Origin of the sequence: Luteimonas soli, from assembly GCF_042648865.1 — a bacterium.
Taxonomy (GTDB): domain Bacteria; phylum Pseudomonadota; class Gammaproteobacteria; order Xanthomonadales; family Xanthomonadaceae; genus Luteimonas; species Luteimonas soli.
The window spans coordinates 191,558-217,148 of sequence record NZ_JBHRYA010000003.1 but is presented as its reverse complement, the minus strand read 5'-3'; the positions used below and the strand labels follow the sequence as shown (position 1 = coordinate 217,148).

Here is a 25,591-nt window from a genome sequence, read left to right as displayed (position 1 = left end):
GACGGAACCCGTCCCGGTGGCACCGTCCAGACACAGCAGCGGCCTGGCATCCCGAAAGGATCGCCAGGCCGCGTTCGTTCTGCACGCGGGTCGGGCTACACCCCCTTCGCGCGCTCGCCTTGGCCCCTCCCTCTGCGGAGGCAGGGGGAGGGAGTTTTCACCCCGCCCGCCCCGGATCCACAAGCCCATACTGCTGCGCCAACCGCGCCAGCGACATTCCGTCGTCAATCCCCAGTTTCTGGAACAGTCGCGACTTGTGCGTATTCACCGTCTTCGCACTCAAGCTCAGGCGCCTGGCCACATCCTCCTGCCGCAGCCCCTGCAGCAGCAGCATCGCCACCTCCAGTTCGCGCCGCGTCAGACCGTCGAAGGGCGTACTGCCCCCGCCCAGGTTCGACAGCGCGATGTTCTGGGCCACGGTGCTGGCCAGGTAACGCTTGCCGCGCGCGGCCTCGCGCACCGCGTCCACCAGTTCGGCCGGGTTCCCGCCCTTGCCGACATAGGCCGACGCCCCGGCGGCAAGCACGCGTTTCGGAATCGGCCCGTCCTCGAGCACCGACACGATCACCACGTGCGCCCCGTACTCCCCTTTCATGATCCGCTCGGTCACCTCCAGCCCGCTGATGCCCGGCAGGTGCATGTCGCACACCACCACGTCCGGCTTCAGCTCGCGGATTTGCGGAAGCGCCTGCTCCCCCGACTCGGCTTCACCAATGATGTCGATGTCGACCTCACCGGACAGGATCATCCGGATGCCCGTGCGCACCAGCGCGTGATCGTCGACAAGAAATGTCCGTATCGTCATGGTCTCTCCTTTCCGCCCCCCGGCGGATCCGATCCAGACTAAGCGCCGCCCGCGGCCCGGACAAGCGCGCATGTCCGCGAACTCGCGTAGGAAATCCCCGACCCGCGCCCCGGGACGCCCAAAGCGCGATCACGATCACACGAGCGCTCGCAGGCACGGTACCGGCGGCGGCATCTACGGTTCCTGCACGGGTCGCTGACCCGGCCGCTACCGCGACGGCGCCGGCTTGAGATCGTCAGCACTCACATACGCAAACGCAAGCCGTGATGCGAAGCGGGAAGACCTGTCACCGCATGATCTTTTCCAGCGCTTTCCCCTTCGCGAGTTCGTCGATCAGCTTGTCCATGTACCGCGCCTTCCGGACAAGAGGGTCCTCGATTTCTTCCACGCGCACGCCACAAACCACGCCCTTGATCAGCGAGCTGTTTGGATGGATCCCCGGAGCCTCGGCGAAGAATGTCTGGAAGTCGCTTTCCTTCTTTATCTGCTGCTGCAGCCCTGCCTTGCTATAGCCCGTCAGCCAGCAGATGACTTGATCGACTTCTTCCCTGGTTCGGTTCTTGCGCTCCGCCTTCTCGACATACAGCGGATACACCTTCGAGAACTTGATCGTGGGAATGCGGTAGTCGTTCTTCATCAATCCTCCTATGGGCCCGGGCACGCAGGATGGGCAGGCATTCAATCGAGGAATGTCCAGGTATCTGCGCCGTCGAAGCGCCTGACGGCCACCGACTCCAGGAGCTCTGGCTCGAAGTTGCGCAGGTTCACTCCCTGCCGGGCACCGGGCCCGGGTTCCAGTGGCTCCCAGTGGGTCACGATGCCGCACGTCTTGCAGCGCACGTTCCTCAGCGTCCGGTCACCCCAGACGTAGTCTTCCGTGTTCTCGGGATGACCTTGGACAGACACTGTCCCGAACTCGTAGTAGGCCCAGATGCCTCCCGAGCGACGGCACAACGAGCAATTGCAACTCGTGGCCTTGTCCGGCGCAACCGGGAGCGTGAGGCGGACTGCCCCGCAATGGCAGGAACCGTGGAGCGATGGTGCTGGCTGTTCGTGGTTCATGGCTCGTAGCCCCAGGTTGTTGCGCCGTCCAACGCCTGAATCGAGCCGACCCGCGAAGCGGGCCCAGCTTGAATGAATTGTCAGCCCTCACCCATTGGCGGGAACTCTTGGTGACGCGGCAACTCGTCAGCGAACTCCACCCAAGCGAGATGTCTGGCGTGCCAGTAGTGAAGCTCCGGCTCGATTGAATCAGGCTGATCAAGGCTGCCAATGGTGATGTCAATGAGGCCTGGAATGTACTCGGCGGTGAAACATATCTGAGTGCCACAGGTGCCACAGAACCCGCGCTCGGCTCCTTGCGATGAAGCGAAATTCCTGGGACGGGATCTGGTGAACGTCACCCGCGAGTCCTCAAACATCGCCCACGCCACGACAGGGGCTGCGTTGGCGCGCCTGCACATTGAACAATGGCAGATTGCCGCCATGATCGGTTCGCCTTTGGCCTGATACCGAACGGCCCCGCACTGGCAACCACCGTTGAAAATCTTGTCCGGCATGCTGGAAAACTCCCAAGAGGGCTGACACCCATTCGCCCGGGGCGGGCCACCGCGCGAGTATGTTCCCCGCGCGTGTGGCGCTCAACCGGGAGGCATGGCGTTGAAGCGGAGTGCCGCGACGCAGCACGTCCGGGCCACGCCATAACACCTCCGTCGCCCAGGCCCAGCCGCCAACCGGCCGCACCGGGCGCTGCGCCGGCTGCCGCAGCCGGGCGCCTGACGCGCGATGCCGAGGTCGATCCGGTACGTGCTCCCGTTATGCTTGACGCCCGGCTTCCAGCATTGGGGGATGCATGAAGCACTGGCGGGTGATCCTGGTCGGCGCTGCCGTGTTGGTGATGGCGTGGGTAACGATCTCAACGCTACCGCTGCACGGCGCATGGCAGGCGCAACTGCATCACGGCGACAGCGCAACGCCGTTCGCCTTCCGAGTCACCTCTTCGCGCGGCGGAATAGACGGCTGGCTGGAAGGCGCCGGTGGTTCACGCGTGCTGGAAGAGTTCGACGCCGAGCGTAACCGGCTGCGCTTCGACCTGCCGCTCAACGGCCACCGTTACCGGCTCGACGGTCGAACGCGCGACGGACACATCGAAGGAACCTGGCGCGACGAAACCGGCGCCACCGGCACGTGGCAGGCCGATGAGGTACGGCGACCCTGATCCAGGAGCCCAGGCCCGCGATCTGGCAGAACCGGCAGATCGTGCCGCCCGGCCTCGGGCTCGCCGCCGCGGAGGCCGACCTGATGACGACGCTTGACCAGTTGCGGCCGATCCCGAACTGCCTGCGCCGGCTGACCGCGCGGGACGGGGCGCCGCGGGCCTCGCGATGAAGCGCCATGGATGCCGGCCCCTGCCCTGCGGGATCCGCGGGGAGTGTCGGGACAGGAAGCGGCAGCGATGGGGTTCGGAGAGGCATCGATGCGGCTTGGAGGGGCATCGGTGCGGCTTCGAGCGTCACGGGAGAGGGTCGGAGCCTCATCGGCGCCCCATTTTGGTGCGTCGATGGGGTGGTGAGGGGCTGCGATGGGGTCTGGAGCTTCAACGATGGCGAAAAAAGCGGCACGCGTGGAGGGTGAAGTGGCGGTGTTGAGACTTTGAGGGGCGGCGATGACGGAAAAAGCGGCGACGTTGCGGGTTTGAGGGAGGCGGGTGGAGGTTTGGGCGTGTCAGAGGAAAGCCGTCGGGGGCGCAACCACGACCTGCGCTCCTAAGGGAGTCACGCCTCGGCTTGGCGGCTGGCTTGTGCCATTGGTCATGGGTCGGCGGAATGGTGGGCCGTGTAGGCTTGGGGGTTCCATTCGACGAGGTATTTCACCGATGAAGCATCCCCTCGCCGCTGCGCTGGCCGTTGCCATGGCCATTGCCGCGCCCGCATACGCCCAGGACGCCGCCATGCCCGACAAGGCCGCCACCGCTTCCGCCGCCGATCCGTTTGCCGCCGACAGTCCGCTGCCGCTGCACTACCCGCAGTTCGACAAGATCAGCGACAGCGACTTCGCGCCCGCGTTCGACCGCGGCATGGCCGAGCACCTGGCCGAGGTGAAGGCGATCGCCGAAAACCCGGAGGCGCCGACGTTCGAGAACACCATCATCGCGCTGGAGAAATCCGGCCGCGTGCTCGACCGCGCCACCTCGGTGTTCTTCAACCTGGTCGGCACCGACACAAACGACGCGCGCGAGAAGCTGCGCGCCGACTATGCGCCGAAGTTTTCTGCGCACCGCGACGCGATCGGCCTGAACGCCGACCTGTTCGCGCGCATCAAGACGCTGTACGACCAGCGCGATTCGCTGGGCCTGGATGCGCAGGGCGAGCGGCTGGTCGAGCGCTACTACACCGACTTCGTCCGCGGCGGCGCCAACCTGTCCGAAACAGACAAGGCGCACCTGAAGGACATCAACGGCCAGCTGGCCAGGCTGGGCACGCAGTTCAGCCAGAACGTGCTGGCCGAGGTCAACGATTCGGCAGTCGTCGTCGATGACAAGGCGCAGCTCGACGGGCTGACCGACGAGCAGATCGCCACCGCCGCCGACAAGGCCAAGGAGCGTGGGCTGGACGGCAAGTACGTCATCACCCTGCTCAACACCACCGGCCAGCCGCCGCTGTCGCAGCTGACCAACCGCGCCCTGCGTGAGCGCATCCACAAGGCGTCGGTGAACCGCAACAGCCGCGGCAACAAGTTCGACAACACCGCGATCGTCTCGCAGGTGCTCAAGCTGCGCGCCGAGAAGGCGAAGATGCTCGGCTTCGACACCTACGCCGCCTACGTGCTCGACGACGAGACGGCGAAGACGCCGCAGGCCGTCAACGACATGCTCGGCAAGCTGGCACCGGCCGCGGTGGCCAACGCGAAGAAGGAAGCGGCCGACCTGCAGGCGATGATCGACCAGGAGCAAGCCGCCAGGGGCGAGCCGACGTTCAAGCTCGAGCCGTGGGACTGGGCGTTCTACACCGAGAAGGTGCGGCAGGCGAAGTACGACTTCGACGAGTCGCAGCTCAAGCCCTACTTCGAGATGAAGAACGTGCTGGAGAACGGCGTGTTCTACGCCGCCAACCAGCTGTACGGGATCAGCTTCAAGGAGCGCACGGACCTGCCGAAGTACCACCCGGACACGTTCACCTACGACGTGTTCGACAAGGACGGTTCGCAGCTGGCGATCTTCATCTTCGACCCGTACGCGCGCGCGTCCAAGCGCGGCGGCGCGTGGATGAACAGCTACGTGAGCCAGTCGGACCTGATGGACACGCAGCCGGTGATCGCCAACCACCTCAACATCCCCAAGCCGTCCGACGGCAAGCCGACGCTGCTGACCTGGGACGAGGTGACCACGGCATTCCACGAGTTCGGCCATGCGCTGCACGGCATGTTCTCGAACGTGAAGTATCCGTACTTCAGCGGCACGAGCGTGCCGCGTGACTTCGTGGAGTTCCCGTCGCAGGTCAACGAGATGTGGGCCGACTGGCCGAGCGTGCTGGCCAACTACGCCAAGCACTACCAGACCGGCGAACCGATGCCTCAGGCGCTGCTGGACAAGGTTCTGGCGAGCCAGAAGTTCAACCAGGGCTTCGCCACCACCGAATACCTGGGCGCGGCGATGCTGGACCAGAGTTACCACCAGCTGCCGGCGGCGCAGATCCCGGATGCCGGCTCGATCATGGCGTTCGAGGCCAAGGCGCTGGCGAAGGATGGCATCGCCTACGCGCCGGTGCCGCCGCGGTACCGCACGCCCTATTTCAGCCACATCATGGGCGGATACGCGGCGGGCTACTACGCGTACATCTGGTCGGAGGTGCTGGACGCGAACACGGTGCAGTGGATCGAGGCCAACGGCGGCCTGAAGCGCGAGAACGGCGACCGCTTCCGCGACACGCTGCTGTCGCGCGGCGGCAGCAAGGATGCCTCGCAGCTGTTCGTGGACTTCACGGGGCACGAGCCGGACATCCAGCCGCTGCTGGTCAAGCGCGGCCTGGCCGAGGCGCCGGAAGACGGCGCGCCGCCGGTGGAAGCGCCGGATGATGGTGGCGCCGACGACTGAGGATCGGCGTCAGTGCAGTAACGGACCGCCCGGCCATGCCGGGCGGTTTTTTTCTTCACCCATCTGAAGGGGCGCGCGACCGAGCGGCCGCTCATGCGGGCTCCGGTGGGTCGCCGTGTCCTGTCGGCCGGGAGCCGCTTTCCCCTCGGCAGGACATCCCTGTCCTGACGAGGGCGCGCGCCATCCATGGCGCGCTTGTCGCGGCCCCCGGCCGCCAGGACACGGCTCACCTTGACGTGACCTTCGTCGCTTCGGTTGAAGCCGCGTAGGTCGGGGCTACGTCCCCGACGGCTTTTCGTACCGGCGGATCGTTTTGGATCGGCGGCGGGTACGGGCCGAAGGTCAAGAGCCGTCGAGGGCGTAGGCCCGACCTACGAGCTGCAGGAGAGGGTTGAGCTGCCGGGGTGGTTGCGGGCCCAGTCGGGGCGCTTTAGGGCGAAGGCTTCGCGGCCGGGCTGGTCGTCATAGGGGTGGCGCATGACTTCGAGCAGGTCGGCCACGCCTGTGGCGTCGCCCTGTTCGGCGCGGTCGATGGCCTGCTGGGCGAGGTAGTTGCGCAGCACGTAGCGCGGGTTGGCGGCGTGCATGCGGACGCGGCGGGCTTCCGGGGTAAGCGGGTCATCGCGCAGTCGCTCGGCGTAGCGCGCAAGCCATGCGGTGAGTGCGGCCTCGTATTCCTGGCGTTTGGCCGGGTCGTAAAACGCGTCAGCCAGGGGCGCCAGCGTTGGCGCCCGCGCATCCACGTCGGCCAGGGCGCGGAACCACAGCGTCATGTCGATCTCCGCCGCGTGCATCAGCCCATGCAGGTCGCCGATCAGCTCGACATCCCCGTCGCGGCACTCGGCCAGCCCCAGCTTGCGCGCGGTGGTGTCGCGTTCGCGGCGCTCGTAGGCGGCGGCGTAATGGTCGAGGCCGTCCTGCAGCGGCTGCACGTCGCCGAACAGCGGAGACAGCGCCTGCGCCAGCCGCCCCAGGTTCCAGTGCGCGACCTTCGGCTGCCAGCCGAAGCGGTAGCGGCGGCCGTGGGCGTCGGTGGTGTTGGGCGTCCAGTCGGGGTCGTAGTCGTCGACCCAGCCATAGGGACCGTAGTCGATGGTCAGGCCGAGGATCGACATGTTGTCGGTGTTGAGCACGCCGTGGACGAAGCCCACGCGCATCCAGTCGGCGACCGTCGCGGCGGTCCGCTCACACATCTGCGTGAACCAGTCGGCGAACAGGGGTTCGGTGAACGCCCCTGCCCTGCGCAGCGCGTCGAGCCCGGTGCCGGCGGGTTCCGGCAGCAGCTCCGGGAAGTCGCGCCAGATGCAGAACTCCACCAGCCGCCGCAGCAGATCCACTTCGCCGCGCGAGGCCGGCAACTCGAAGCTGCCGAAGCGCAGGAACGACGGCGCGACCCGGCACACGATCGCGCCCGGTTCGGCGCGTGGGTGGCCGTCGTAGAACATGTCGCGCACGACCTCGTCGCCCGTCGCCACCAGCGACAGCGCGCGCGTGGTCGGCACGCCGAGGTGGTGCATGGCCTCGCTGCACAGGAACTCGCGGATCGACGAGCGCAGCACGGCGCGGCCGTCGGCGTGGCGGGAGTACGGGGTCGGGCCGGCGCCCTTGAGCTGCAGTTCGTGGCGGCTGCCGTCGGCCGCGATGGCCTCGCCCAGGCTGATCGCGCGGCCGTCGCCGAGCTGGCCGGCCCAGTGGCCGAACTGGTGGCCGCCGTAGTTGGCCGCGAACGGCGCCATCCCCGGCATCAGGGCATTGCCGGCAAAGACGGCGGCGAACTCGGGCGAGGCCACGGTTTGCGCGTCGAAGCCGAGTTGCCCGGCGACTTCTTCCGAATGCGCCAGCAGGCGTGGCGCGGCGACGGGCCCGGGGTCCACCCGCGACCACAGGGCGCCGTGGACCTGGCGAATGCCCGGACCGGTGTCGGGGTCGCCGGGGAGTTCGCGCAGGAAGGCGTTGTCGAAGTGCAGCGCTGGCAAGGGCATGGCGCCAGCTTATTCGGTCACGTGCCCTTGTCCGGTTAAACTGCACACTCGCGCCGTGCCCGCCGGCACCGTCGACCGCGAACGCCCTGCGTCCTCCTTCGACCGCATCCCGCTCCTGCCCTGCCCCGGGGCCGGCCCGCTGGCGCGCCTTCCGCTTCCCGAAATACCCGAGACTCCCATGACCAGCGCCGACACCACGCCCGCACCGGGCCCGAAATTCACCGACCTGGGCCTGCCCGACTCGCTGCTGCAGGCGCTGGCGGCGGTAGGCTACGAGTCGCCTTCGCCGATCCAGGCCGCGACCATCCCGCCGCTGCTGGCCGGGCGCGACGTGCTCGGCCAGGCGCAGACGGGTACCGGCAAGACCGCGGCCTTCGCGCTGCCGATCCTGGCGCACGTCGATCCACAGCCGGGCAAGCCGCAGGCGCTGGTGCTGGCGCCGACCCGCGAACTGGCGATCCAGGTGGCCGAGGCCTTCCAGAAGTACGCGGTGCAGATGCCGGGGTTCTCGGTGCTGCCGATCTACGGCGGCCAGGGCTACGGCCCGCAGTTGCACGCGCTGCGCCGCGGCGTGCATGTCGTCGTCGGAACGCCGGGCCGGGTGATCGACCACCTCGCGCGCGGTTCGCTCGACCTGTCCGAGCTGCGATGCCTGGTGCTGGACGAGGCGGACGAGATGCTGCGCATGGGCTTCATCGACGACGTCGAAACGGTGCTGAAGAAGACACCCGAGACACGCCAGGTGGCGCTGTTCTCGGCGACGATGCCGGCGCAGATCAAGCGCATCGCCCAGACCTACCTGAATGATCCGGTGGAGATCGCGATCAAGTCGGCGACCTCCACCGCGCGCAACATCCGCCAGCGCTACTGGATGGTCAGCGGGGTCAACAAGCTCGACGCGCTGACCCGCATCCTGGAGGCCGAACCCTTCGACGCGATGATCGTGTTCGCGCGCACCAAGCTGGGCACCGAGGAGCTTGCGGAGAAGCTGGCTGCGCGCGGGCTGTCGGCGGCGGCGATCAACGGCGACGTCGAACAGAAGATGCGCGAGCGCACCATCCAGCGGCTCAAGGACGGGCAGCTCGACATCCTGGTGGCCACCGACGTCGCCGCGCGCGGGCTGGACGTGGACCGCGTCAGCCACGTGCTGAACTACGACATCCCCTACGACACCGAGAGCTACGTCCACCGCATCGGCCGCACCGGCCGCGCCGGACGCGCCGGCGAGGCGATCCTGTTCGTCGCCCCGCGCGAGCGCGGCATGCTGCGCGCGATCGAGCGTGCTACGAGGCAGCCGATCGAGGCGATGGCGCTGCCGACCGTGGAGGCAGTGAACGAGCAGCGGGTGGCGAAGTTCCTCGACCGCATCGGCGCGGCGCTGGAGAGCAGCGAACTGTCGGTGTTCCGCGAGCTGGTCGAGCGCTACGAGCGCGAGCACAACGTGCCGATGGAGGAGATCGCCGCGGCGCTGGCGCAGTTGGTGCAGGGCAAGACGCCGCTGCTGCTGAAGGCGCCGCCGGAGCGGCCGCGGTGGGAGGGGCCGGGGCAGCGGGAGCGTGACTCCGCCGGGCATCCTCGCCATCGCAAGGATGACGCCTCAACACATCGTCATTCCCGCGAAAGCGGGGACCCGGCGACTTTCACGCAGCCGGACCGGAAGCCACTGGGTTCCCGCTTTCGCGGGAATGACGAGCGAGGACGGAAGCATGAACGGGCCGATGCCCACCGGACGGAACAGCGCCCGGAGCAACGCCCGCACGAACCCGGCACGTCCCGCGCGCCCGCGAACGCCGCCGAAGCGATGTTCTTCGACGACGACGCCCCGCCCGCACGCCACGAGCGCGCGCCGCATCCGCCGCGCGGCGGCGACGAGTTCCCGATGGAGACCTTCCGCATCGAAGTCGGCCACGTGCACGGCGTGCAGCCGGGCAACATCGTCGGCGCGATCGCCAACGAGGCGGACCTGGAGAGCCGCTACATCGGCCGCATCGATATCCGCGACGATTACAGCCTGGTCGACCTGCCCGAGGGCATGCCGCGCGAATTGCTCGAACACCTCAAGCGCGTGTACGTCTCCGGCCAGTCGTTGAAGATGCGCCGCGCCGACGCGGCCGACACCGGCGCCCCGCCACCGCGCGGCAAGCGCCCGTTCGCGGGCAAGCCGCGTGCCAAACCGCAGGCGGCGCGGAGGCCGGGACCGAAGCGTCCGCCGCGTTGAGCCAGAAGCCGTCGGGGGCGTAGCCCTCGCTACGCTTGAAGTTGAGCAAGCCATCGGGGGTGTAGCCAACGCGCTTGAGCCCTCCCCTTCAAGGGGGTGAGGGCGGTCCGTTTGCGCGGCACTGCCGCGCGGACCGCACGAACGCCCGGCGCGCTGCGCCGGGCCGGACGGGTTGGGTGGGGATGGGTTTCCCCACGGTCGCGGCGAAGATCCAGGGCCGTCGGGGGCGTAGCCCCGACCTTGCGGCCCGATCGGAGTGCGTCTCGTAGGCCGGGGCTACGCCCCCGACGCTCCGCGCAACGCAACCACGCGATCCAGCAACGCCACCCAGAACGCCTCCGGCAGCTCCGCGCGGATCGGCACGCTGTAATGGCGGTCGGTCGCGAAGGCCTGGCACTTCACCGCGTCCTTCTCGGTCATCAGCACCGGCAGGTCGCTGCCGAACCGCAGGTCCTCGGCGACGTAGCGGTGGTGGTCGGCGAAGGCGTGCGGCACCACCGCAATGCCGTGGCCGCGCAGCGTGTCGAAGAATCTCTCCGGATCACCTATCCCGGCGACCGCGTGCACGCGCTTGCCGGCAAGTGCCGACAGCGGCACCGGGCGCCCGCCCACGAGCGGCAGCGCGTGGTCGGCGACCAGCCGCATCGGCCATTCGCCGAAGCCGGCTTCCGCCGTGCCACTGCCGACGTTGAGCACCCGGAAATCGACATTCTCCCCGCGCTCGACCGGTTCGCGCAGCGGCCCGGCCGGCAGCAGCTGGCCGTTGCCGTAGCGACGGCGCCCGTCGATGACTTCGATCTCGACGTCGCGCCGCAGGCGGTAGTGCTGCAGGCCGTCGTCGCAGACGACGATGTCGCAGCCCGCCTCGACCAGCGCGCGCGCGGCAGCGGCGCGGTTGGCGTCGGCGCGCACCTTGGCGCCGGTGCGGTAGGCGATCAGGACGGGCTCGTCGCCGCCTAGCGCAGGGTCGGTGTCGGCCTCGACCCAGCGCGGCTTGCCGGCGTCGTCGCGGCCGTAGCCGCGGGTGGCCACGCCGGGGGTGAAGCCGGCCGCGCGCAGGCGTTCGACCAGCACGATCGCCAGCGGCGTCTTGCCGCTGCCGCCGGCGATCAGGTTGCCGACGACGATCACCGGCCGGTCGATGCGCACGCGCCGCAGCAGGTGCAGGCCGAACAGCCGCATCCGCAGCGCGATCGCGCCGCCGTAGACCTTCGACAGCAGCCGCGCGTGCCAGGGAACCGGGCCTTCGAACCAGTGCCGCGGGGCCTGCGTGCGCCTGCTCATGCGTCGGCGGGCTCCCGGAACTGCATCTTGTGCAGGTGCGCGTACAGCCCGCCGCGTGCGAGCAGTTCGGCGTGGGTGCCCTGCTCCACCAGCCGGCCCTGGTCGAGCACCAGCACCTGGTCGGCATGCTCGATGGTGGACAGCCGGTGCGCGATCACGAGCGTGGTGCGGTCGGGCATCAGCTTGTCGAGCGCGTCCTGCACCAGGCGTTCGGACTCGGTGTCGAGCGCGGCGGTGGCCTCGTCGAGGATCAGGATCGGCGCGTCCTTGAGCATCGCCCGTGCAATCGCCACGCGCTGGCGCTGGCCGCCGGACAGCTTGCCGCCGTTGGCGCCGACCTCGCTCTGCAGGCCTTCGGGCAGGCGTTCGACGAACTCCATCGCGTTGGCGCCGCGCACCGCGCGCTCCAGCGTCGCGGGATCGGCGCCGGCCATTTCGCCGTACGCCACGTTATCGGCGACGCTGCCGTCGAACAGCATCACCTGCTGCCCGACCAGCGCGATCTGGCGGCGCAGGTCCGCCAGGCGGTAGTCGCGCAGCGGCTGGCCGTCGAGCAGGATCTGGCCGGACTCGACCTCGTAGAAACGCGGGATCAGCTTGACCAGCGTCGACTTGCCGCTGCCCGAGCGCCCGACGATGGCGGTGACCGTGCCCGGGCGCGCGTCGAAGCTGATGTCGTGGAGCGCGGGCTCCGGCTGCCCGGCGTAGCGCGCGGTCACGCTGCGGAACTCGACCAGCCCCTTCGCCCGTTGCAGCGGCAGCGTGCCGGTGTCGACCTCGTCCGGCGCGTCGAGCACGCCGAACAGGCGCTCGGCCGAGGCCACGCCCCGCTGCAGCATGTTCTGCACGTTGGTCAGCTGCTTGAGCGACGGGATGATCGCCATCATCGCCAGCATCAATGCGACGAAGCCGCCGGCGCTCAGGCGCCCGGCCATCGCCTCGCGCCCGGCCACGAACAGCAGCAGCGCCAGCCCGATCGATCCCATCAGCTGCACCATCGCGGACGAAATGCTGCGCGTGGACTCGACCTTCAGCGACAGCTTCATGTGCCGGTCGGCGAGCGCGGAATAACGGTCGAACTCCACCTCGCGCGCGCCGTAGACCTTCACTTCCTGGTGGTTGCTCAGCGACTGGTCGGCCGACTGCATCAGGTCCGCCGAGCTTTCCTGGATGCGGTGGCTCACGCGCCGGTAGCGCTTGCCGACCTTGTCCATCACCCAGGCCAGCGGCGGCGCCAGCACCAGTACCGCCAGCGTCACCTGCCAGCTGGTCCAGAGCATCACCACGAGCGCGGCGATGATCTGGAACGACTGCTGCAGCATCACCTTGGCCGCGTCGATGGTCGCCTGCGCGACCTGGTCGCTGTCCGAGCCCAGCCGCACCAGCATCGAAGGCACCGGCTCGGTGTCGAAGCGCAGGCCAGGCAGGCACAGGTACTTGCCCAGCACCTTCACCCGCATGTCGCGGGCGATGCCGCGGCCGGCACGCGCCATGTTGTAGTCGGTGAGGTAACCGGCGATGCCGCGCAGCAGGAACAGGCCGACGATCGCCAGCGGCAGCCACGCGCTGTTCGCCTCGTCCTTGACCACGAAGGTCTCGTTGACCACCGGCTCCATCAGCTTGGTGAACGCGCCGCCGGCCGCGGCCTCGATCACCATGCCCACCAGCGCCAGCAGCAGCAGGCCGCGGTACTTCTTCGCGAATGCGGTCAGGCGCCGGTAGATCGGCCACGCCGCGGCCGGTTTTGCGCGGCTCATCCGCCCGGCTCCGCCGCCGCGGGCGCCTGTTCGGGCGCCGTGGCGTTGGCGATGCGGCGGAAGCCGAGCTGGCCCAGCGCGTCGTAGGCGGTGATCACCGCCTGCCAGGGCGTGCGCGCGTCGGCGCGGATCAGCACCGTGCGTTCGCGGTCGTCGCCGGCGACTTCCACGATCGTCTGCTTGAGCGACTCGACGTCGGTACGCAACGCCTCGCGGTCATCGACGAAGTAGCGGCCCTCGGCGTTGATCAGCAGGCTCAGCTGCTTGGTCTTGGCGTCGCTGCGCTCGCCGCTGGCGCTCGGCAGTTCGATCTTGAGCACCGAGCGCGCGTCGAACGTGGTGGTGATCACGAAGAAGATGATCAGGCACAGGATCACGTCGATCATCGGGACCAGGTTGATCTCCGGGCTGTCCTCGGCGCGGCGGTCGCGGATGCGCATGCGCGGGTCAGTCCTTCACCGCTGCGGTGGCGCGGCGGCTGCGCGGGTCGATGGCGTCGAGCAACTGCACGGCCTCGTGCTCCATGTCGACCAGGTAGCTGTCGATGCGGGTGCGGAAATGGCGGTGGAACATCAGCGCCGGCACCGCGACGATCATGCCGGTGGCGGTGCACACCAACGCCTTGCCGATGCCGCCGGCCAGTTCGTTCACGTCGCCCACGCCGTAGTCCATGATCCCGAGGAACATCTGGATCATGCCCACCACGGTGCCGAACAGGCCCAGCAGCGGGCCGGCTGCGGCGATCGTGCCCAGCGCGCTGAGGTAGCGCTCCATGCGGAAGGCCTGGTGGCGGCCGACGTCCTCGACGCGCTCGCGGATTTCCTCGCGCGGGCGGTTGCGCACGTCCAGCGCGGCGGCCAGCAGCGCGCCCAGCGGCGAGTTGCCGCGCAGCGAGTCGATGTGCGCCGGGTCCATGTTGCCGCGCGCGGCCCAGGCGCGGACTTCGCCGCCCAGGCCAGGTGGCAGCACCGCCTTGCGCCGCAGCGCCCAGAAGCGCTCGACGATGATCGCCAGCGCGACCGCAGACAACAGCAGCAGCGGAATCATCGGCCAGCCGCCCGCTTTCACCAGTTCCAGCACGCTCAGTCCCCCGGCCGATGGCCGCTTCAATCCGGTCGACAGGATACAAGGGCCGCCTGCCCCGTGCCCTCGCAGGCCTGCTTCCGCTGTCGCTGGACCGCGTCCCAGGCCCGTGGATGCGACTGCCGTCGCGATTGAACCGTGACGCCACTGGCCTCCAGGCGCACGCGCAGCGCACCACCATCCGGGGTGCCGTGGACCCGTGCGCCGGCCTCTTGCCAGCGCACCACGACCTCCGGCTTCGGGTGGCCGAAGCGGTTGCCGTACCCCGCCGAGACCAGCGCGTGCCGCGCCCCGGTGGCGGCGACGAAGTCCGGGTCGGAGGACTCGCTGCTGCCGTGATGGGCGACCAGGACCACGTCGGCGCGCAGCGCGGCGGCGTCGCGGCGCAGCAGGTCGCGCTCGACCACCTGGCCGATGTCGCCGGTCAGCAGCGCCGCGCCGTGGGTGGTCTCGATGCGCAGCACGCAGCTCGATTCGTTGTCCAGGTAAGGGAAGTACTCGGGCGGATGCAGGAAGCGGAAATCGACGCCGTCCCACTGCCAATGCACCCCGGCAAGGCAGGTGCGCGTGCCGGCGATGCCGACGCCGTCGGGCGCGAACGCGACCGGCATCGGGAAGGCGCGCCGCACCGCGGGGAATCCCCCTGCGTGGTCGTTGTCGCCATGGCTGACGACCGCCGCGTCCAGCCGCCGCACGCCCAGCGCACGCAGCGAAGGCACGCCGACGCGCTCGCCGGCGTCGAAGCCGTCCGGCTGCGCCGGCCCCATGTCGTACAGCAGGCTGTGGCGGGCGGTGCGCACCAGCACCGACAGGCCCTGGCCGACGTCAAGCACCACCAGTTCCGCCTCGCCCTGCCCCGGCAGCCCGCGCGCCGGCCACAGCAGCGGCAGCCACAGCAGCAGCGCCAGCGCCTTGCCCGGCACGCCGCGCGGCAGCAGGCACCAGAACGCGCCCAGCAGCGCCAGCGGCAGTGCGAACCAGCGCGCCTCGGGCAGCCACCAGAGCGCGAAGCGGCTGCCGGCCAGCCACTGCATCGCCGGCCACGACAGGTCGAAGCACCACCCCGCCGCGCGCCACGCCCATTCGCCGGCACCAGCGTGCAGCGCCTCGAGCGCGGTCCCCAGCACCGACAGCGGCACCACCACCAGGCTCCACCACGGGATCGCGACCAGGTTGGCCAGCGGCCCCGCCAGCGACGCCTGCCCGAACAGCACCACCGTCAGCGGCAGCAGGCCCAGCGTGGCCACGCCCTGCGCCGACAGAAAGTCGCCGACGATGCGCTTGCCCGCGTCCGGCAGGCACCACGCCAGCCAGGCAACACCGGCGAAGCTGAGCCAGAAGCCGGCGGTGAGTGCTGCCAGCGGGTCGAACAGCAGCATTGCCGTCGCCGCCATCGCCAGCGCGTCGCCCACCCGCACCGTCCGCCGCAGCGCACGCGCCGCCACCACCATCGCGATCATCAGCACGGTGCGCACCGTCGGCAGCGCGAAGCCTGCGACGGCCGCGTAGCCGGCGGCGCCCGCCAGCGCCGCGAGCGCGGCGGCCTGCGGGCGCGGAAGCCGCCGCGCCAGCGCCGGGAACAGCCGCCACAGCGCCGCCCCGAGCAACGCGAACAGGGCAGCGACCATGCCGACGTGGAAGCCGGAGATCGCGATCAGGTGGGTCAGGCCGGTGGCGCGCAGGGTTTCCCAGTCGAGATCTTCAAGTGCCCGCGTGTCGCCCAGCGCCAGCGCCTGCACGTAGCGCGAAGAGGACGACGGAACCGCCGCTGCGATGCGCGCGGACATCCTCCCGCGCCAGGCGTCGACACCTCCGGCGCCGGACAGCTGCCGCGCCGACTCCGGGTTCCGCACGTAGCCGGTCGCCGCCACGCGCCGGGCCAGCGCGGTCTTCTCGCTGTCGAACACGCCCGGGTTGCGCAGTCCGCGCGGCGCGCGCAGGCGCAGTTCGAAGCGCCAGCGGCTGCCGGCGCGCAGCTCGAAACGCCGCGAAGGCTCGACTGCCTTGTACGGGTCGTACCAGGACAGCTGCAGCAGGCGCCCGCGCAGCGCTTCGGGCACGGCGGCATCGTCGTCGACACGCAGCCGGAAGCGCGTGCGCCGCGCCTCGTCGGCCGGCAGGTCGACCACGCGGCCGGTGACGACAAAGTCCTGTCGCTCCAGTTCCAGCGGCAGCTGCTGCGACAGCGCATGCGCGACGTGCAGGCCGCACAGGCCGAAGCCGAGCAAACTCGCGCCGGCGATCCGTTTCCAGTCCCTGCGCGTCCACAGCCACGCGCCCAGCGCCAGCAGCGCGGCGAACAGCGGCCACGGCGGCAGCGCCGGCAGGCACAGGCAGGCGGTGATTCCCAGCAACAGCGCCACCGCGGTGGCGATTCCGAATGGCGGCGTCCTTGCCGTCGTGTCCATGGTGTCTCCTTACACCTGTTGGTTACCCAGCTCCCTGAGTTTCCCTTCGTGCAGTTCCAGCACCCGGTCGAGCCGGCGCGCCAGTCCGCGGTCGTGCGTCACCAGCACCAGGCTGGTGCGGTGGGCGCGGTTGAGTTCGAGCATCAGGTCGAACACGGTCGCCGCGGTCCTGTCGTCCAGGTTGCCGGTGGGCTCGTCGCCGAGCACGCAGCCGGGCCGGTTGACCAGCGCGCGCGCCACGGCGGCGCGCTGGCGTTCGCCGCCGGACAGTTCGCCCGGCTTGTGTTCCAGGCGATGGCCGAGGCCGACCGATTCGAGCAGCGCGCGCGCGGTCTTGTCCGCATCGTTCACGGGCACGCCACCCAGCATCACCGGCAACATCACGTTCTCCAGCGCGGTGAATTCGGGCAGCAGGTGGTGGAACTGGTAGACGAAGCCCAGCGCGCGGTTGCGCAGGCGGCCGCGCTCGGCGTCCGACAGTGCGCTCATCTGCTGTCCGGCCACGAACACTTCGCCCGCCGTCGGCGTATCGAGCCCGCCGAGCAAGTGCAGCAGCGTGCTCTTGCCGGCACCGGACGCGCCGACGATCGCAACCGTCTCGCCCGCGTGCACCGCCAGGTCCAGCCCGTCGAACACCGGCGTGCGCAGCGACCCCTCGGCATAGGTCTTCGCCAAGCCCTCCGCCCGGATCACCTCGCCGTCGTGCATGTGCCGTTGCTGTTGCACTTGCCCTTCCGAATCCCGACCCCCGATTCCCGAATCCCGGCTACTCATAGCGCAACGCCTCCGCCGGCGCCGTGCGCGCCGCGCGCCAGGCCGGATACAGCGTGGCCAGGAACGCCATCACCAGCGCGACGATCGCGATGACGGTGATGTCGCCGGGGTTGAGCTGCGTCGGCAGGCCGGTGATGTAGTACACGTCCTCGGGCATCAGCTGCACGCCGAGCACGCGCTCGATCGCGCGCAGGATGTGCTCGAGGTTGAGCGTGAGCACGATGCCGCCGATCACGCCCGAAACCGTGCCGATCAGGCCGATCAGCGAACCCTGCACCATGAATACATGCATCACCCCGCGCGGGGTGAGCCCGAGCGTGCGCAGGATCGCGATGTCGGCCTGTTTGTCGGTCACCAGCATCACCTGCGAGGACACCAGGTTGAACGCGCCCATGGCGATGATCAGCGACAGCAGGATCGCCATCATCGTCTTCTCCAGCTTCAGCGCGCGGAACATGTTGGCATTGTCGCGGGTCCAGTCGCTGACCAGGTACGGGCCCTTGAGGCGCAGCGCCAGGTCGCGGGCGACGTTCCAGGCCTGGTCCATGTCGTGCATGCGCAGGCGCACGCCGGTGACGCCGTCGCCCATGCGCATCAGCCGCTGCACGTCGTGGATGTTCACCACCGCCAGGCCCTTGTCGTACTCCTGGTAGCCGGCCTCGAAGATGCCGCTGACGGTAAACCGCTTCATCTGCTTGACCGCACCCATCGGCGTGGCGCGCACGTCGGTCAGCACCAGCACCTTGTCGCCGACCCCGGCGCCGATCCACATCGAAAGCTCGCGCCCGAGCACGATGTTGAAGCTGCCGGGAGTGAGGTCGTCCAGGCTGCCCTCGACCATCTTTTCGCCCAGCACCGACACCTTGCCCTCCTCGGCCGGGTCGACGCCGCGGATCAGCGCGCCCTCCTTGCGCGTGCCCGACAGCAGCGCCTGGGTTTCGATGTAGGGCGCGGCGCCGGCCACGCGCGGATCGGCGCGGGCCTCGCTGATGGCGACCTGCCAGTTCTCCATCGCCTCGCCGCTGGCGGTGACGGTGGCGTGCGCGGCCATCTGCAGCATGCGGTCGCGGATCTCGCGCTGGAAGCCGCTCATCACCGCCAGCGTGGTGATCAGCGCGGCCACGCCGATGGCGATGCCCAGGATCGAGGCCAGCGAGATGAAGGAGATGAAGCCGTTGCGGCGCTTGGCGCGCAGGTAGCGCAGGCCGATGGCGACGGGGATGGGTTTGAACATGTGCGGTCGTCGACGAAGCAGGCGCTATGGTGCCACCGAAGACGCCCGCCGCGCAGGTGCGGGCGCCGGCGCGGCCAGCCGCAGTTCACGGCGGCGCGCTGCGGGCAGCGTGTCGGGGAAGAAAACATGCCGATGGCAATGGCCATCGCCGTCTCGCCACTGGACGAAGGCGATCGGGCCGCGCCAGCGCACCGACAGGCCATCGACCGCCCTGCCATCGATGCTTGCGCGGCCATCCGCGCCGGGGATCACCAGTTCGCCGCGCACCGCCCGGGCCTCGCGCCAGGCCAGCCAAGCGCCGTGCGCCATCGCCGCGAGCGCGAGGGGCCACGCCACGGGGCGCGGCATTTCCGACGCCAGTACGGCAAGGGCCGCGGCAACTGCGAGCAACGAAAGTGCGGCGACCAGCAGTGGCGACGTGCGTCGTTCGAGCCGGCAGCCGGACGCGTCAAGCGGCGGGCGGCAGGGCGCGGATGCGCTGGACGAGCGCGTCGAGTGCGGCATCGGGAGCGTTCTCATGGCCAAGGAACCAGCGCCAGAGCCTATCGTCTTCGCAGTCCAGCAGCTGTAGGAAAACCCCGCGCTGCGCTTCGGAAGACGCCGCCCATTGCTGGTCGAGCCAGCGATTGAGCAACTGGTCGAGCTCGCGCATGCCGCGCCGGGACCGCCAGCGCAGGCGCCGCAGCTCGATCTCGTCGGCGGGCGACAGGCCGCTCATCGCAGGAACAGCAGCCAGGCCAGCCACGCCCACAGCAACCATAGCACCACGCCCCCGGCGAAGTAGACCTGGAAGCGGTGCATGACCTTGTTGTAGCTGCACTGGATCGCGCTGTGGGCCACGCGCAGCAGCACGAACAGCCATGCCAGCACCAGGGTCGTGGTGGTGACCAGGCCGGACACCGCGGCCACGGCCAGGGCCAGGTAGAACAGCACCGGCAGCTCGAACAGGTTGCGGAAGTTGTCGGCCGCGCGGCTGTCGGTGAGCTTCGCCGCGGACTGCGCGGAGGTGGCGACGGCCTGCGGATGGATGCGCTCGCGCTTCATCTGCGCGATGCGCATGGTGTACATGCGGACCCAGACGACGATGGTCAGGGCGACCATCGCGAAGGCGGGGAGGAAGATGGCGCGGGGCATGGGAAGTTTCCTTCAGCTGGTAGCCTGGGCTTTAAGCCCCACTCCCTTCGGGAGAGGGGTTGGGGTGAGGGTACGGCGAAGCCGCAATGGCTCAGACCACCGTCTTTTCGCCATACCCTCATCCGGCCCTTCGGGCCACCTTCTCCCGGAGGGAGAAGGAAAATGCCTTGCTGCCGATCCTACTGCTGCCGCGCCAGCATCAGCTGCTTGATCTCGCCGATCGCCTTGGCCGGGTTCAGGCCCTTCGGGCAGGTCCGCGTGCAGTTCATGATCGTGTGGCAGCGGTAGAGCTTGAACGGATCCTCAAGGTCGTCCAGGCGCGCGCCGGTGTCCTCGTCGCGGCTGTCGATGATCCAGCGGTAGGCCTGCAGCAGGATCGCCGGGCCCAGGTAGCGGTCGCCGTTCCACCAGTAGCTCGGGCACGCGGTGCTGCAGCAGGCGCACAGGATGCATTCGTAGAGGCCGTCGAGCTTGGCGCGGTCTTCCTTCGACTGCAGCCGCTCGCGGTCGGGCGGCGGCGAACTCTGGGTGCGGATCCAGGGCTGGATCGAGGCGTACTGGGCGTAGAAGTGGGTCAGGTCCGGGACCAGGTCCTTGACCACTTCCATGTGCGGCAGCGGGTAGATCGGCACTTCGCCCTTGCCGCTGGCGCAGTCGTCGATCGCCCGGGTGCAGGCCAGCGTGTTGGTGCCGTCGATGTTCATCGCGCACGAGCCGCAGATGCCCTCGCGGCAGGAGCGGCGGAAGGTCAGCGTCGGGTCGATCTCGTTCTTGATCTTGATCAGCGCGTCCAGGACCATCGGGCCGCACTTGTCGAGATCGACCTCGTAGGTGTCGGTGCGCGGGTTCTCGTTGTCGTCCGGGCTCCAGCGATAGACCTTGAACTCGCGCACGCGGGTCGCGCCGGCCGGCGCGGCAAAGCGCTTGCCCTTGTGGATCTTCGAGTTCCTGGGGAGGGTGAATTCGGCCATTGCTGTCTCGTTACTGGACCATGGTGGGTATTCCGGCTCGTTCCGACGCCGTTTGCCTGCAGAAATAGTGACGGACGATGACGATCAGGAATACCGGGAACGGCATCGCCGCGCTGAGCACTGAACCGATCGCGCGCGTCCAGGGCGCCTCGTTCGCGAGGACCACCCAGGCACGCCAACCAAAAAGCAGCAGCGTTGCGATCAGTAGCAGGTACGCCAAGTCATCACCCCTCAGTAAACACGCTTCATCGGCGGCACCACCTCGACCTCGTCGTCGAGGGTGTACATGTGCACCGGGCGGTAGTCGATGCGGGTTTCGCCTTCGTCGCCGACCCAGCACAGCGAGTGCTTCTGCCACTGCGCGTCGTCGCGCTCGGGGAAGTCCTCGCGCGCGTGCGCGCCGCGCGATTCCTGGCGATTCTCGGCGGCGACGATGGTGGCCAGCGCCTGGCCGAGCAGGTTCTGCAGCTCGAAGGTCTCGACCAGGTCCGAGTTCCAGACCAGCGAGCGGTCGCTGACCTTGACGTCGTCGAACGAGGCGCGGATCTCGCGGATCTTCTCGACGCCCTCGGCCAGGGTCTCGCCGGTGCGGAACACCGCGGCGTCAGCCTGCATCGTGCGCTGCATGCGGTCGCGGATCACTGCGGTCGGAGTGCCGCCATTGGCGTTGCGCAGCTTGTCGAGGTTGGCCAGCGAACGGTCGCAGGCATCCTTGGCCAGCTGCTTGTGCGGGGCATCGCGCTTGATCGTCTCGCCGCAGCGGTTGGCCACCGCGCGGCCGAACACCACCAGGTCGAGCAGCGAGTTCGAACCCAGGCGGTTGGCGCCGTGCACCGACACGCAGGCGGCTTCGCCGATGGCGTAAAGGCCGGGGACCACGTGGTCGGGGTTGCCGTCCTTCAGCTGCACCACTTCGCCGTGGTAGTTGGTCGGGATGCCGCCCATGTTGTAGTGCACGGTCGGGATCACCGGGATCGGCTGCTTCTCCACGTCCACGCCCGCGAAGATGCGCGCGCTTTCCGCGATGCCCGGCAACTTTTCGTGGATGTCGGCCGGGTTGAGGTGGGTGAGATCGAGGTGGATGTGGTCCTTGTGCTCGCCGACGCCGCGACCCTCGCGGATTTCCAGCGTCATCGCGCGGCTGACCACGTCGCGCGAGGCCAGGTCCTTGGCGTTGGGCGCGTAGCGCTCCATGAAGCGCTCGCCGCTGCTGTTGCGCAGGATGCCGCCTTCGCCGCGCACGCCCTCGGTGATCAGGCAGCCGGCGCCGTAGATGCCGGTGGGATGGAACTGCACGAACTCCATGTCCTGCAGGCCGAGCCCGGCGCGCAGCGCCATGCCGCCGCCGTCGCCGGTGCAGGTGTGGGCGGAGGTCGCGGAGAAGTACGCGCGGCCGTAACCGCCGGTGGCCAGCACCGTGCCGTGGCCGCGGAACAGGTGCAGAGTGCCCTCGCTCATGTCCAGCGCCAGCACGCCGCGGCAGGCGCCGTCCTCGTCCATGATCAGGTCGAGCGCGAAGTACTCGATGAAGAATTCGGCGTGGTGTGCCAGCGACTGCTGGTACAGCGTGTGCAGGATCGCGTGCCCGGTGCGGTCGGCCGCGGCGCAGGTGCGCTGCGCGGTGCCCTTGCCGTATTCGGTGGTCATGCCGCCGAACGGGCGCTGGTAGATCTTGCCTTCCTCGGTGCGCGAGAACGGCACGCCCTGGTGCTCGAGCTCGATGATCGCCGGGATCGCCTCGCGGCACATGTATTCGATCGCGTCCTGGTCGCCCAGCCAGTCCGAACCTTTGATGGTGTCGTAGTAGTGGTAGCGCCAGTCGTCCGGACCCATGTTGCCCAGCGCGGCCGAGATGCCGCCCTGCGCTGCAACAGTGTGCGAGCGGGTCGGGAACACCTTGGTGATGCAGGCCGTGCGCAGCCCCTTCTGGGCCAGCCCGAAGGTGGCGCGCAGGCCGGCGCCGCCGGCGCCGACGACGATCATGTCGTACTTGTGTTCGGTGATCTTGTAGGCGTTGGTCATCGAGGATCTCGTGTTGCGTGCTGCGATCGGGTCGTGCGGAAACCGCTTCCTTGCGGAACCAGGCGACTCGTTACAGCAGAGCGATCTTGGCGATCGAATACAGGGAAGCCAGCGCACCGAAGGCGCACGCGAACGTCACCGCCAGCTGCAGCGTGATTTCGAGCGCGCGCGTGTGCACGTAGTCCTCGATCACCACCTGCATGCCCAGCTTGGCGTGCCAGAACAACGCCAGCACGAAGGCCGCCAGCAGGATCGCGTTGAGTGGCGTCGACAGCACCGAATGCACGGTGGCCAGGTCCGCGCCGATGAACGACACCAGCGTGCCCACCAGCCACGGCACCAGCAGCGCCAGCACGATGGCGGTGACGCGCTGCCACCAGAAGTGCGCGGTACCGGACTTGGCCGAACCCAGGCCGCGGGCGCGGCCGATCGGCGTGCGGTAGTCGGGCTTCACCGAGCCTGCCGGGGTCTGCGAATCGCTCATGCGCCACCCCGCAGTGCGAAGAACCAGATCAATGCGGTCAGTACCACCGTCAGGCCGGCGACCGCGTAGCCGGAGCGGTAGACCTCGGGAAGCTCGAAGCCCCAGCCGATGTCCCAGAGCATGTGGCGGATGCCGTTGAGCAGGTGGTAGACCAGCGACAGCGAGAAGCCGAACAGCGCGATCTTGCCGAACGGCGAAGCCAGGCAGGCCGCGGCGGTGGCATAGACGTCGCCGCCGGCGGCCGCTGCGAGCAGCCACCACGCCAGCGCGAACGCGCCGACGAACAGGATGATGCCGGTGGTCCGGTGCAGGATCGACATCGTCATCGTGATCTGCCACCGGTAGACCTGCAGGTGCGGTGACAGGGGACGTTCGCGATTGGCCATCGTGCCTCGTTCTCTCGCTGGGCGGCCTGGGCCGCGTGGCTGACGCCCCGCCATCGGCGTTCGACGTCACCCGGGGCCGGGCACGCGAACACGTCGTGGCGAAAGCCCCGGGTCTTGCCACGCTTGACCCGGGTTACGAATGCAGGGCCTCAGAAATCGATGCAGCGTCCGTTTTTCTCCCAGTCACCGTAGCGCGTCGGATCGGGGCCTTCGCGGCCGCCGATTTCCGGGGCGGGTGTCGCTTCCGGGACAGACTGTTCGATCTGCTCGGGAGCGGGTGTCTGGGTCGTTTCGCCTATCATTTCGGGGTCTCGCAACCGGGCCAGTCTAGTTCCCGGCCCACATTTGGACAAGTTTGCCGGACAAGTCCGCCGTACCGGCCCACGCCCTGGAAACGCCCATGTTCGCCCTGCCCGACCACCACCTCGTCACCCTGCGCGGCCGCGACGCGGCGGCGTTCGCGCAGGCGCAGTTCATGAGCGACGTGGCCGCGCTCGCCGACGGCGACTGGCAGTGGAGCGGCTGGCTGATGCCCAAGGGGCGCGTGATCGCGCTGTTCGCGCTGCTCAGGGTCGATGCCGAAACCATCGCACTGGTGCTGCACGATGCGGACCCCGCGCAGTTCGTCGCGCAGCTGCAGCGGTTCGTGTTCCGCAGCAAGGTGGCGATCGAAACCGGCGCGCTGGAGGTGGGCGGCGCGTTCGAGGCGCACCTGGCAGCCAGCGGCTCGCGCGCGGCGATGGCGACCGACGGCTTCGCGTTCGACTTCGGCGGCGACGGCGGCGCACGCACGCTGTGGGCTGGGCCGGTGCTGGAAGCCGTCGAGGACGGCGAGGCGCGCGCGCGCTGGGCGGCGTTCGACCTCACGCACGGCCTGCCGCGGCTCGACGAGTCGCAGATCGAGAAATGGACGCCGCAGCAACTCTCGCTCGACCGCCTGCGGGCCTACAGCGTCAAGAAGGGCTGCTACCCGGGCCAGGAGATCGTCGCGCGCACGCATTTCCTCGGCCAGGCCAAGCGCGGGCTGGTGCTGTTCGAATGCGACGCGCCGCTCGAGGCGGGGCAGCAGGTCATGGACGGGGATCGGGCGCTCGGGACGATCGCGAGCGCGGTCACGTCGAGCGGGCAGCACTCGGCACTCGCGGTGTTGCCGCTGGATGCGAGCACGGCCGCGGCGGCGGTCGATGGCCACCCGCTGCGCCCCCTGCCCCTGCGCGACGGCCTCGCCCGCTGACGGCCCATGGGCGCGCGCCCGGTCGCCATCGTCGCATTCCCTCCACACGGTGTTGCTACGCTCGGCGCCGGAACGTCCCTGGCCCACCGCCGAACGACGGCGGCCACAGGCGACCGACCGCATCCAACGGGGAGAGGGAATCGCCATGAACGCAATGAAGCTCGCAGTGCCGGCGCTGCTGGCCACGGCCACGCTGCTGACCGCCTGCCAGACGCCGGCGCCGGCACCGGAACCCGCGCCGCCACCGCCGGTGGTCCAGAACCAGAAACTGTCCACCGACGGCCTGTTCGCCTTCGGCAAGTCCGAGATCGCCGCTGACGGCGTCGAGGGCCGCACCCAGCTCGACGCATTCGCCGCCGACCTGCTGGCCGGCCCGCCCTTCGAGATCGTCCACGTGATCGGCCACAGCGACCGGATCGGCAGCGCCGACGCCAACGTCGCACTGTCGACCCGTCGCGCGAACAGCGTGCGCGACTACCTGGTGGAAAAGGGCGTGCCCGCGGACAGGATCACCGCGGTCGGACGCGGCAGCGTCGAGCCCGTGGTCGAATGCGAGGACCAGGACCGCGACGCGCTGATCGCCTGCCTGGCGCCGAACCGGCGCGTGGAGATCCGGGTCGTGCCAGCCGGCGGGTAGTTCCTCACACCGCACCCGCTGTTGTAGGAGCGGCGGGAGCCGCGAGCTTCCGGTTCATCGGCACGTGAACGGAAAGCTCGCGGCTT

Annotated in this window: 25 protein-coding genes and 1 pseudogene; 5 read left to right on the top strand and 21 right to left on the bottom strand. The window is 69.2% G+C overall.

Annotation, left to right across the window (positions count from 1 at the left end; all coding sequences use genetic code 11):
• Window positions 1-157: 157 nt before the first annotated feature.
• From ACFONC_RS04335 to ACFONC_RS04325, 4 genes are all read right to left on the bottom strand, one after another.
• Entirely contained in the window at window positions 158-805 is a 648-nt protein-coding gene (locus tag ACFONC_RS04335) for a response regulator (protein ID WP_386742497.1), read from the bottom strand.
• A gap of 286 nt (window positions 806-1,091) precedes the next feature.
• Window positions 1,092-1,442, bottom strand: a complete 351-nt coding sequence (locus ACFONC_RS04330; RefSeq protein ID WP_386742496.1) for a DUF2200 domain-containing protein — start codon at window positions 1,440-1,442, stop codon at window positions 1,092-1,094.
• Between the two features lie 41 nt (window positions 1,443-1,483).
• Window positions 1,484-1,867, bottom strand: a complete 384-nt coding sequence (locus ACFONC_RS15420) for a GFA family protein (protein WP_449284276.1) — start codon at window positions 1,865-1,867, stop codon at window positions 1,484-1,486.
• A gap of 80 nt (window positions 1,868-1,947) precedes the next feature.
• Complete coding sequence (locus ACFONC_RS04325) at window positions 1,948-2,364, bottom strand: GFA family protein (protein WP_386742495.1); 417 nt, start codon at window positions 2,362-2,364, stop codon at window positions 1,948-1,950.
• A gap of 293 nt (window positions 2,365-2,657) precedes the next feature.
• Here ACFONC_RS04325 and ACFONC_RS04320 point away from each other — a divergent pair, with 293 nt between their 5' ends.
• Both ACFONC_RS04320 and ACFONC_RS04315 read left to right on the top strand, forming a co-directional pair.
• Window positions 2,658-3,023 carry a hypothetical protein gene (locus ACFONC_RS04320; protein ID WP_386742494.1) on the top strand — a complete coding sequence of 122 codons (366 nt, stop codon included), beginning with the start codon at window positions 2,658-2,660 and terminating at the stop codon, window positions 3,021-3,023.
• A 657-nt stretch (window positions 3,024-3,680) separates the two neighbouring features.
• Window positions 3,681-5,897 (top strand): M3 family metallopeptidase, encoded by a 2,217-nt coding sequence (locus ACFONC_RS04315; RefSeq protein WP_386742493.1) that lies wholly within the window; start codon window positions 3,681-3,683, stop codon window positions 5,895-5,897.
• Between the two features lie 371 nt (window positions 5,898-6,268).
• On the opposite strand, the gene ACFONC_RS04310 is transcribed toward ACFONC_RS04315, so the two are convergent.
• The gene (locus tag ACFONC_RS04310; RefSeq protein WP_386743059.1) at window positions 6,269-7,873 is read right to left on the bottom strand and encodes a protein adenylyltransferase SelO; all 1,605 of its coding nucleotides are present in this window, start codon (window positions 7,871-7,873) and stop codon (window positions 6,269-6,271) included.
• 184 nt (window positions 7,874-8,057) lie between these two features.
• Here ACFONC_RS04310 and ACFONC_RS04305 point away from each other — a divergent pair, with 184 nt between their 5' ends.
• Window positions 8,058-10,097, top strand: a complete 2,040-nt coding sequence (locus tag ACFONC_RS04305) for a DEAD/DEAH box helicase (RefSeq protein WP_386742492.1) — start codon at window positions 8,058-8,060, stop codon at window positions 10,095-10,097.
• 276 nt (window positions 10,098-10,373) lie between these two features.
• Here the strand turns inward: ACFONC_RS04305 and lpxK are convergent, their stop codons facing one another.
• From lpxK to ACFONC_RS04225, 16 genes and pseudogenes are all read right to left on the bottom strand, one after another.
• The gene (gene lpxK, locus ACFONC_RS04300; RefSeq protein WP_386742491.1) at window positions 10,374-11,381 is read right to left on the bottom strand and encodes a tetraacyldisaccharide 4'-kinase; all 1,008 of its coding nucleotides are present in this window, start codon (window positions 11,379-11,381) and stop codon (window positions 10,374-10,376) included.
• Complete coding sequence (msbA, locus tag ACFONC_RS04295; RefSeq protein WP_386742490.1) at window positions 11,378-13,138, bottom strand: lipid A export permease/ATP-binding protein MsbA; 1,761 nt, start codon at window positions 13,136-13,138, stop codon at window positions 11,378-11,380. The genes lpxK and msbA overlap by 4 nt, the downstream gene beginning before the upstream one ends.
• The gene (locus ACFONC_RS04290) at window positions 13,135-13,578 is read right to left on the bottom strand and encodes an ExbD/TolR family protein (protein ID WP_386742489.1); all 444 of its coding nucleotides are present in this window, start codon (window positions 13,576-13,578) and stop codon (window positions 13,135-13,137) included. The genes msbA and ACFONC_RS04290 overlap by 4 nt, the downstream gene beginning before the upstream one ends.
• A 7-nt stretch (window positions 13,579-13,585) precedes the next feature.
• Entirely contained in the window at window positions 13,586-14,218 is a 633-nt protein-coding gene (locus ACFONC_RS04285; protein WP_386743058.1) for a MotA/TolQ/ExbB proton channel family protein, read from the bottom strand.
• Window positions 14,112-16,629 (bottom strand): annotated as a pseudogene (locus ACFONC_RS04280) (DNA internalization-related competence protein ComEC/Rec2); the annotation flags it as partial. The pseudogene ACFONC_RS04280 and the gene ACFONC_RS04285, both read right to left, overlap by 107 nt.
• Window positions 16,630-16,638: 9 nt before the next feature.
• Window positions 16,639-17,337, bottom strand: coding sequence for a lipoprotein-releasing ABC transporter ATP-binding protein LolD (gene lolD, locus ACFONC_RS04275; RefSeq protein ID WP_386743057.1), 699 nt, complete (start codon window positions 17,335-17,337; stop codon window positions 16,639-16,641).
• Between the two features lie 58 nt (window positions 17,338-17,395).
• Entirely contained in the window at window positions 17,396-18,637 is a 1,242-nt protein-coding gene (locus ACFONC_RS04270; RefSeq protein WP_386742488.1) for a lipoprotein-releasing ABC transporter permease subunit, read from the bottom strand.
• 24 nt (window positions 18,638-18,661) lie between these two features.
• Window positions 18,662-18,973: a hypothetical protein gene (locus ACFONC_RS04265; RefSeq protein ID WP_386742487.1), complete on the bottom strand. Its 312-nt coding sequence runs from the start codon at window positions 18,971-18,973 to the stop codon at window positions 18,662-18,664.
• 112 nt (window positions 18,974-19,085) lie between these two features.
• Window positions 19,086-19,355 (bottom strand): FAD assembly factor SdhE, encoded by a 270-nt coding sequence (locus tag ACFONC_RS04260; RefSeq protein ID WP_386742486.1) that lies wholly within the window; start codon window positions 19,353-19,355, stop codon window positions 19,086-19,088.
• On the bottom strand, window positions 19,352-19,771 hold the full coding sequence (locus tag ACFONC_RS04255; protein ID WP_386742485.1) for an MAPEG family protein: 420 nt from the start codon (window positions 19,769-19,771) through the stop codon (window positions 19,352-19,354). The genes ACFONC_RS04260 and ACFONC_RS04255 overlap by 4 nt, the downstream gene beginning before the upstream one ends.
• Before the next feature lie 179 nt (window positions 19,772-19,950).
• Window positions 19,951-20,742: a succinate dehydrogenase iron-sulfur subunit gene (locus ACFONC_RS04250; protein ID WP_386742484.1), complete on the bottom strand. Its 792-nt coding sequence runs from the start codon at window positions 20,740-20,742 to the stop codon at window positions 19,951-19,953.
• Between the two features lie 10 nt (window positions 20,743-20,752).
• Window positions 20,753-20,962 carry a hypothetical protein gene (locus tag ACFONC_RS04245; protein WP_386742483.1) on the bottom strand — a complete coding sequence of 70 codons (210 nt, stop codon included), beginning with the start codon at window positions 20,960-20,962 and terminating at the stop codon, window positions 20,753-20,755.
• Between the two features lie 11 nt (window positions 20,963-20,973).
• The gene (gene sdhA, locus ACFONC_RS04240; protein WP_386742482.1) at window positions 20,974-22,764 is read right to left on the bottom strand and encodes a succinate dehydrogenase flavoprotein subunit; all 1,791 of its coding nucleotides are present in this window, start codon (window positions 22,762-22,764) and stop codon (window positions 20,974-20,976) included.
• Between the two features lie 70 nt (window positions 22,765-22,834).
• Window positions 22,835-23,248 carry a succinate dehydrogenase, hydrophobic membrane anchor protein gene (sdhD, locus tag ACFONC_RS04235; protein WP_386742481.1) on the bottom strand — a complete coding sequence of 138 codons (414 nt, stop codon included), beginning with the start codon at window positions 23,246-23,248 and terminating at the stop codon, window positions 22,835-22,837.
• On the bottom strand, window positions 23,245-23,634 hold the full coding sequence (sdhC, locus tag ACFONC_RS04230; RefSeq protein WP_386742480.1) for a succinate dehydrogenase, cytochrome b556 subunit: 390 nt from the start codon (window positions 23,632-23,634) through the stop codon (window positions 23,245-23,247). Before sdhC ends, sdhD begins: the two co-directional genes overlap by 4 nt.
• A gap of 149 nt (window positions 23,635-23,783) precedes the next feature.
• Window positions 23,784-23,936 carry a DUF1674 domain-containing protein gene (locus ACFONC_RS04225; protein WP_386742479.1) on the bottom strand — a complete coding sequence of 51 codons (153 nt, stop codon included), beginning with the start codon at window positions 23,934-23,936 and terminating at the stop codon, window positions 23,784-23,786.
• 98 nt (window positions 23,937-24,034) lie between these two features.
• Here ACFONC_RS04225 and ygfZ point away from each other — a divergent pair, with 98 nt between their 5' ends.
• Together ygfZ and ACFONC_RS04215 are read left to right on the top strand one after the other, a co-directional pair.
• The gene (gene ygfZ / locus ACFONC_RS04220; protein WP_386742478.1) at window positions 24,035-24,868 is read left to right on the top strand and encodes a CAF17-like 4Fe-4S cluster assembly/insertion protein YgfZ; all 834 of its coding nucleotides are present in this window, start codon (window positions 24,035-24,037) and stop codon (window positions 24,866-24,868) included.
• Window positions 24,869-25,013: 145 nt separating this feature from the next.
• A complete protein-coding gene (locus tag ACFONC_RS04215) occupies window positions 25,014-25,505 on the top strand; it encodes an OmpA family protein (protein ID WP_386742477.1) in 492 nt (163 codons plus the stop codon).
• Window positions 25,506-25,591 lie beyond the last annotated feature (86 nt).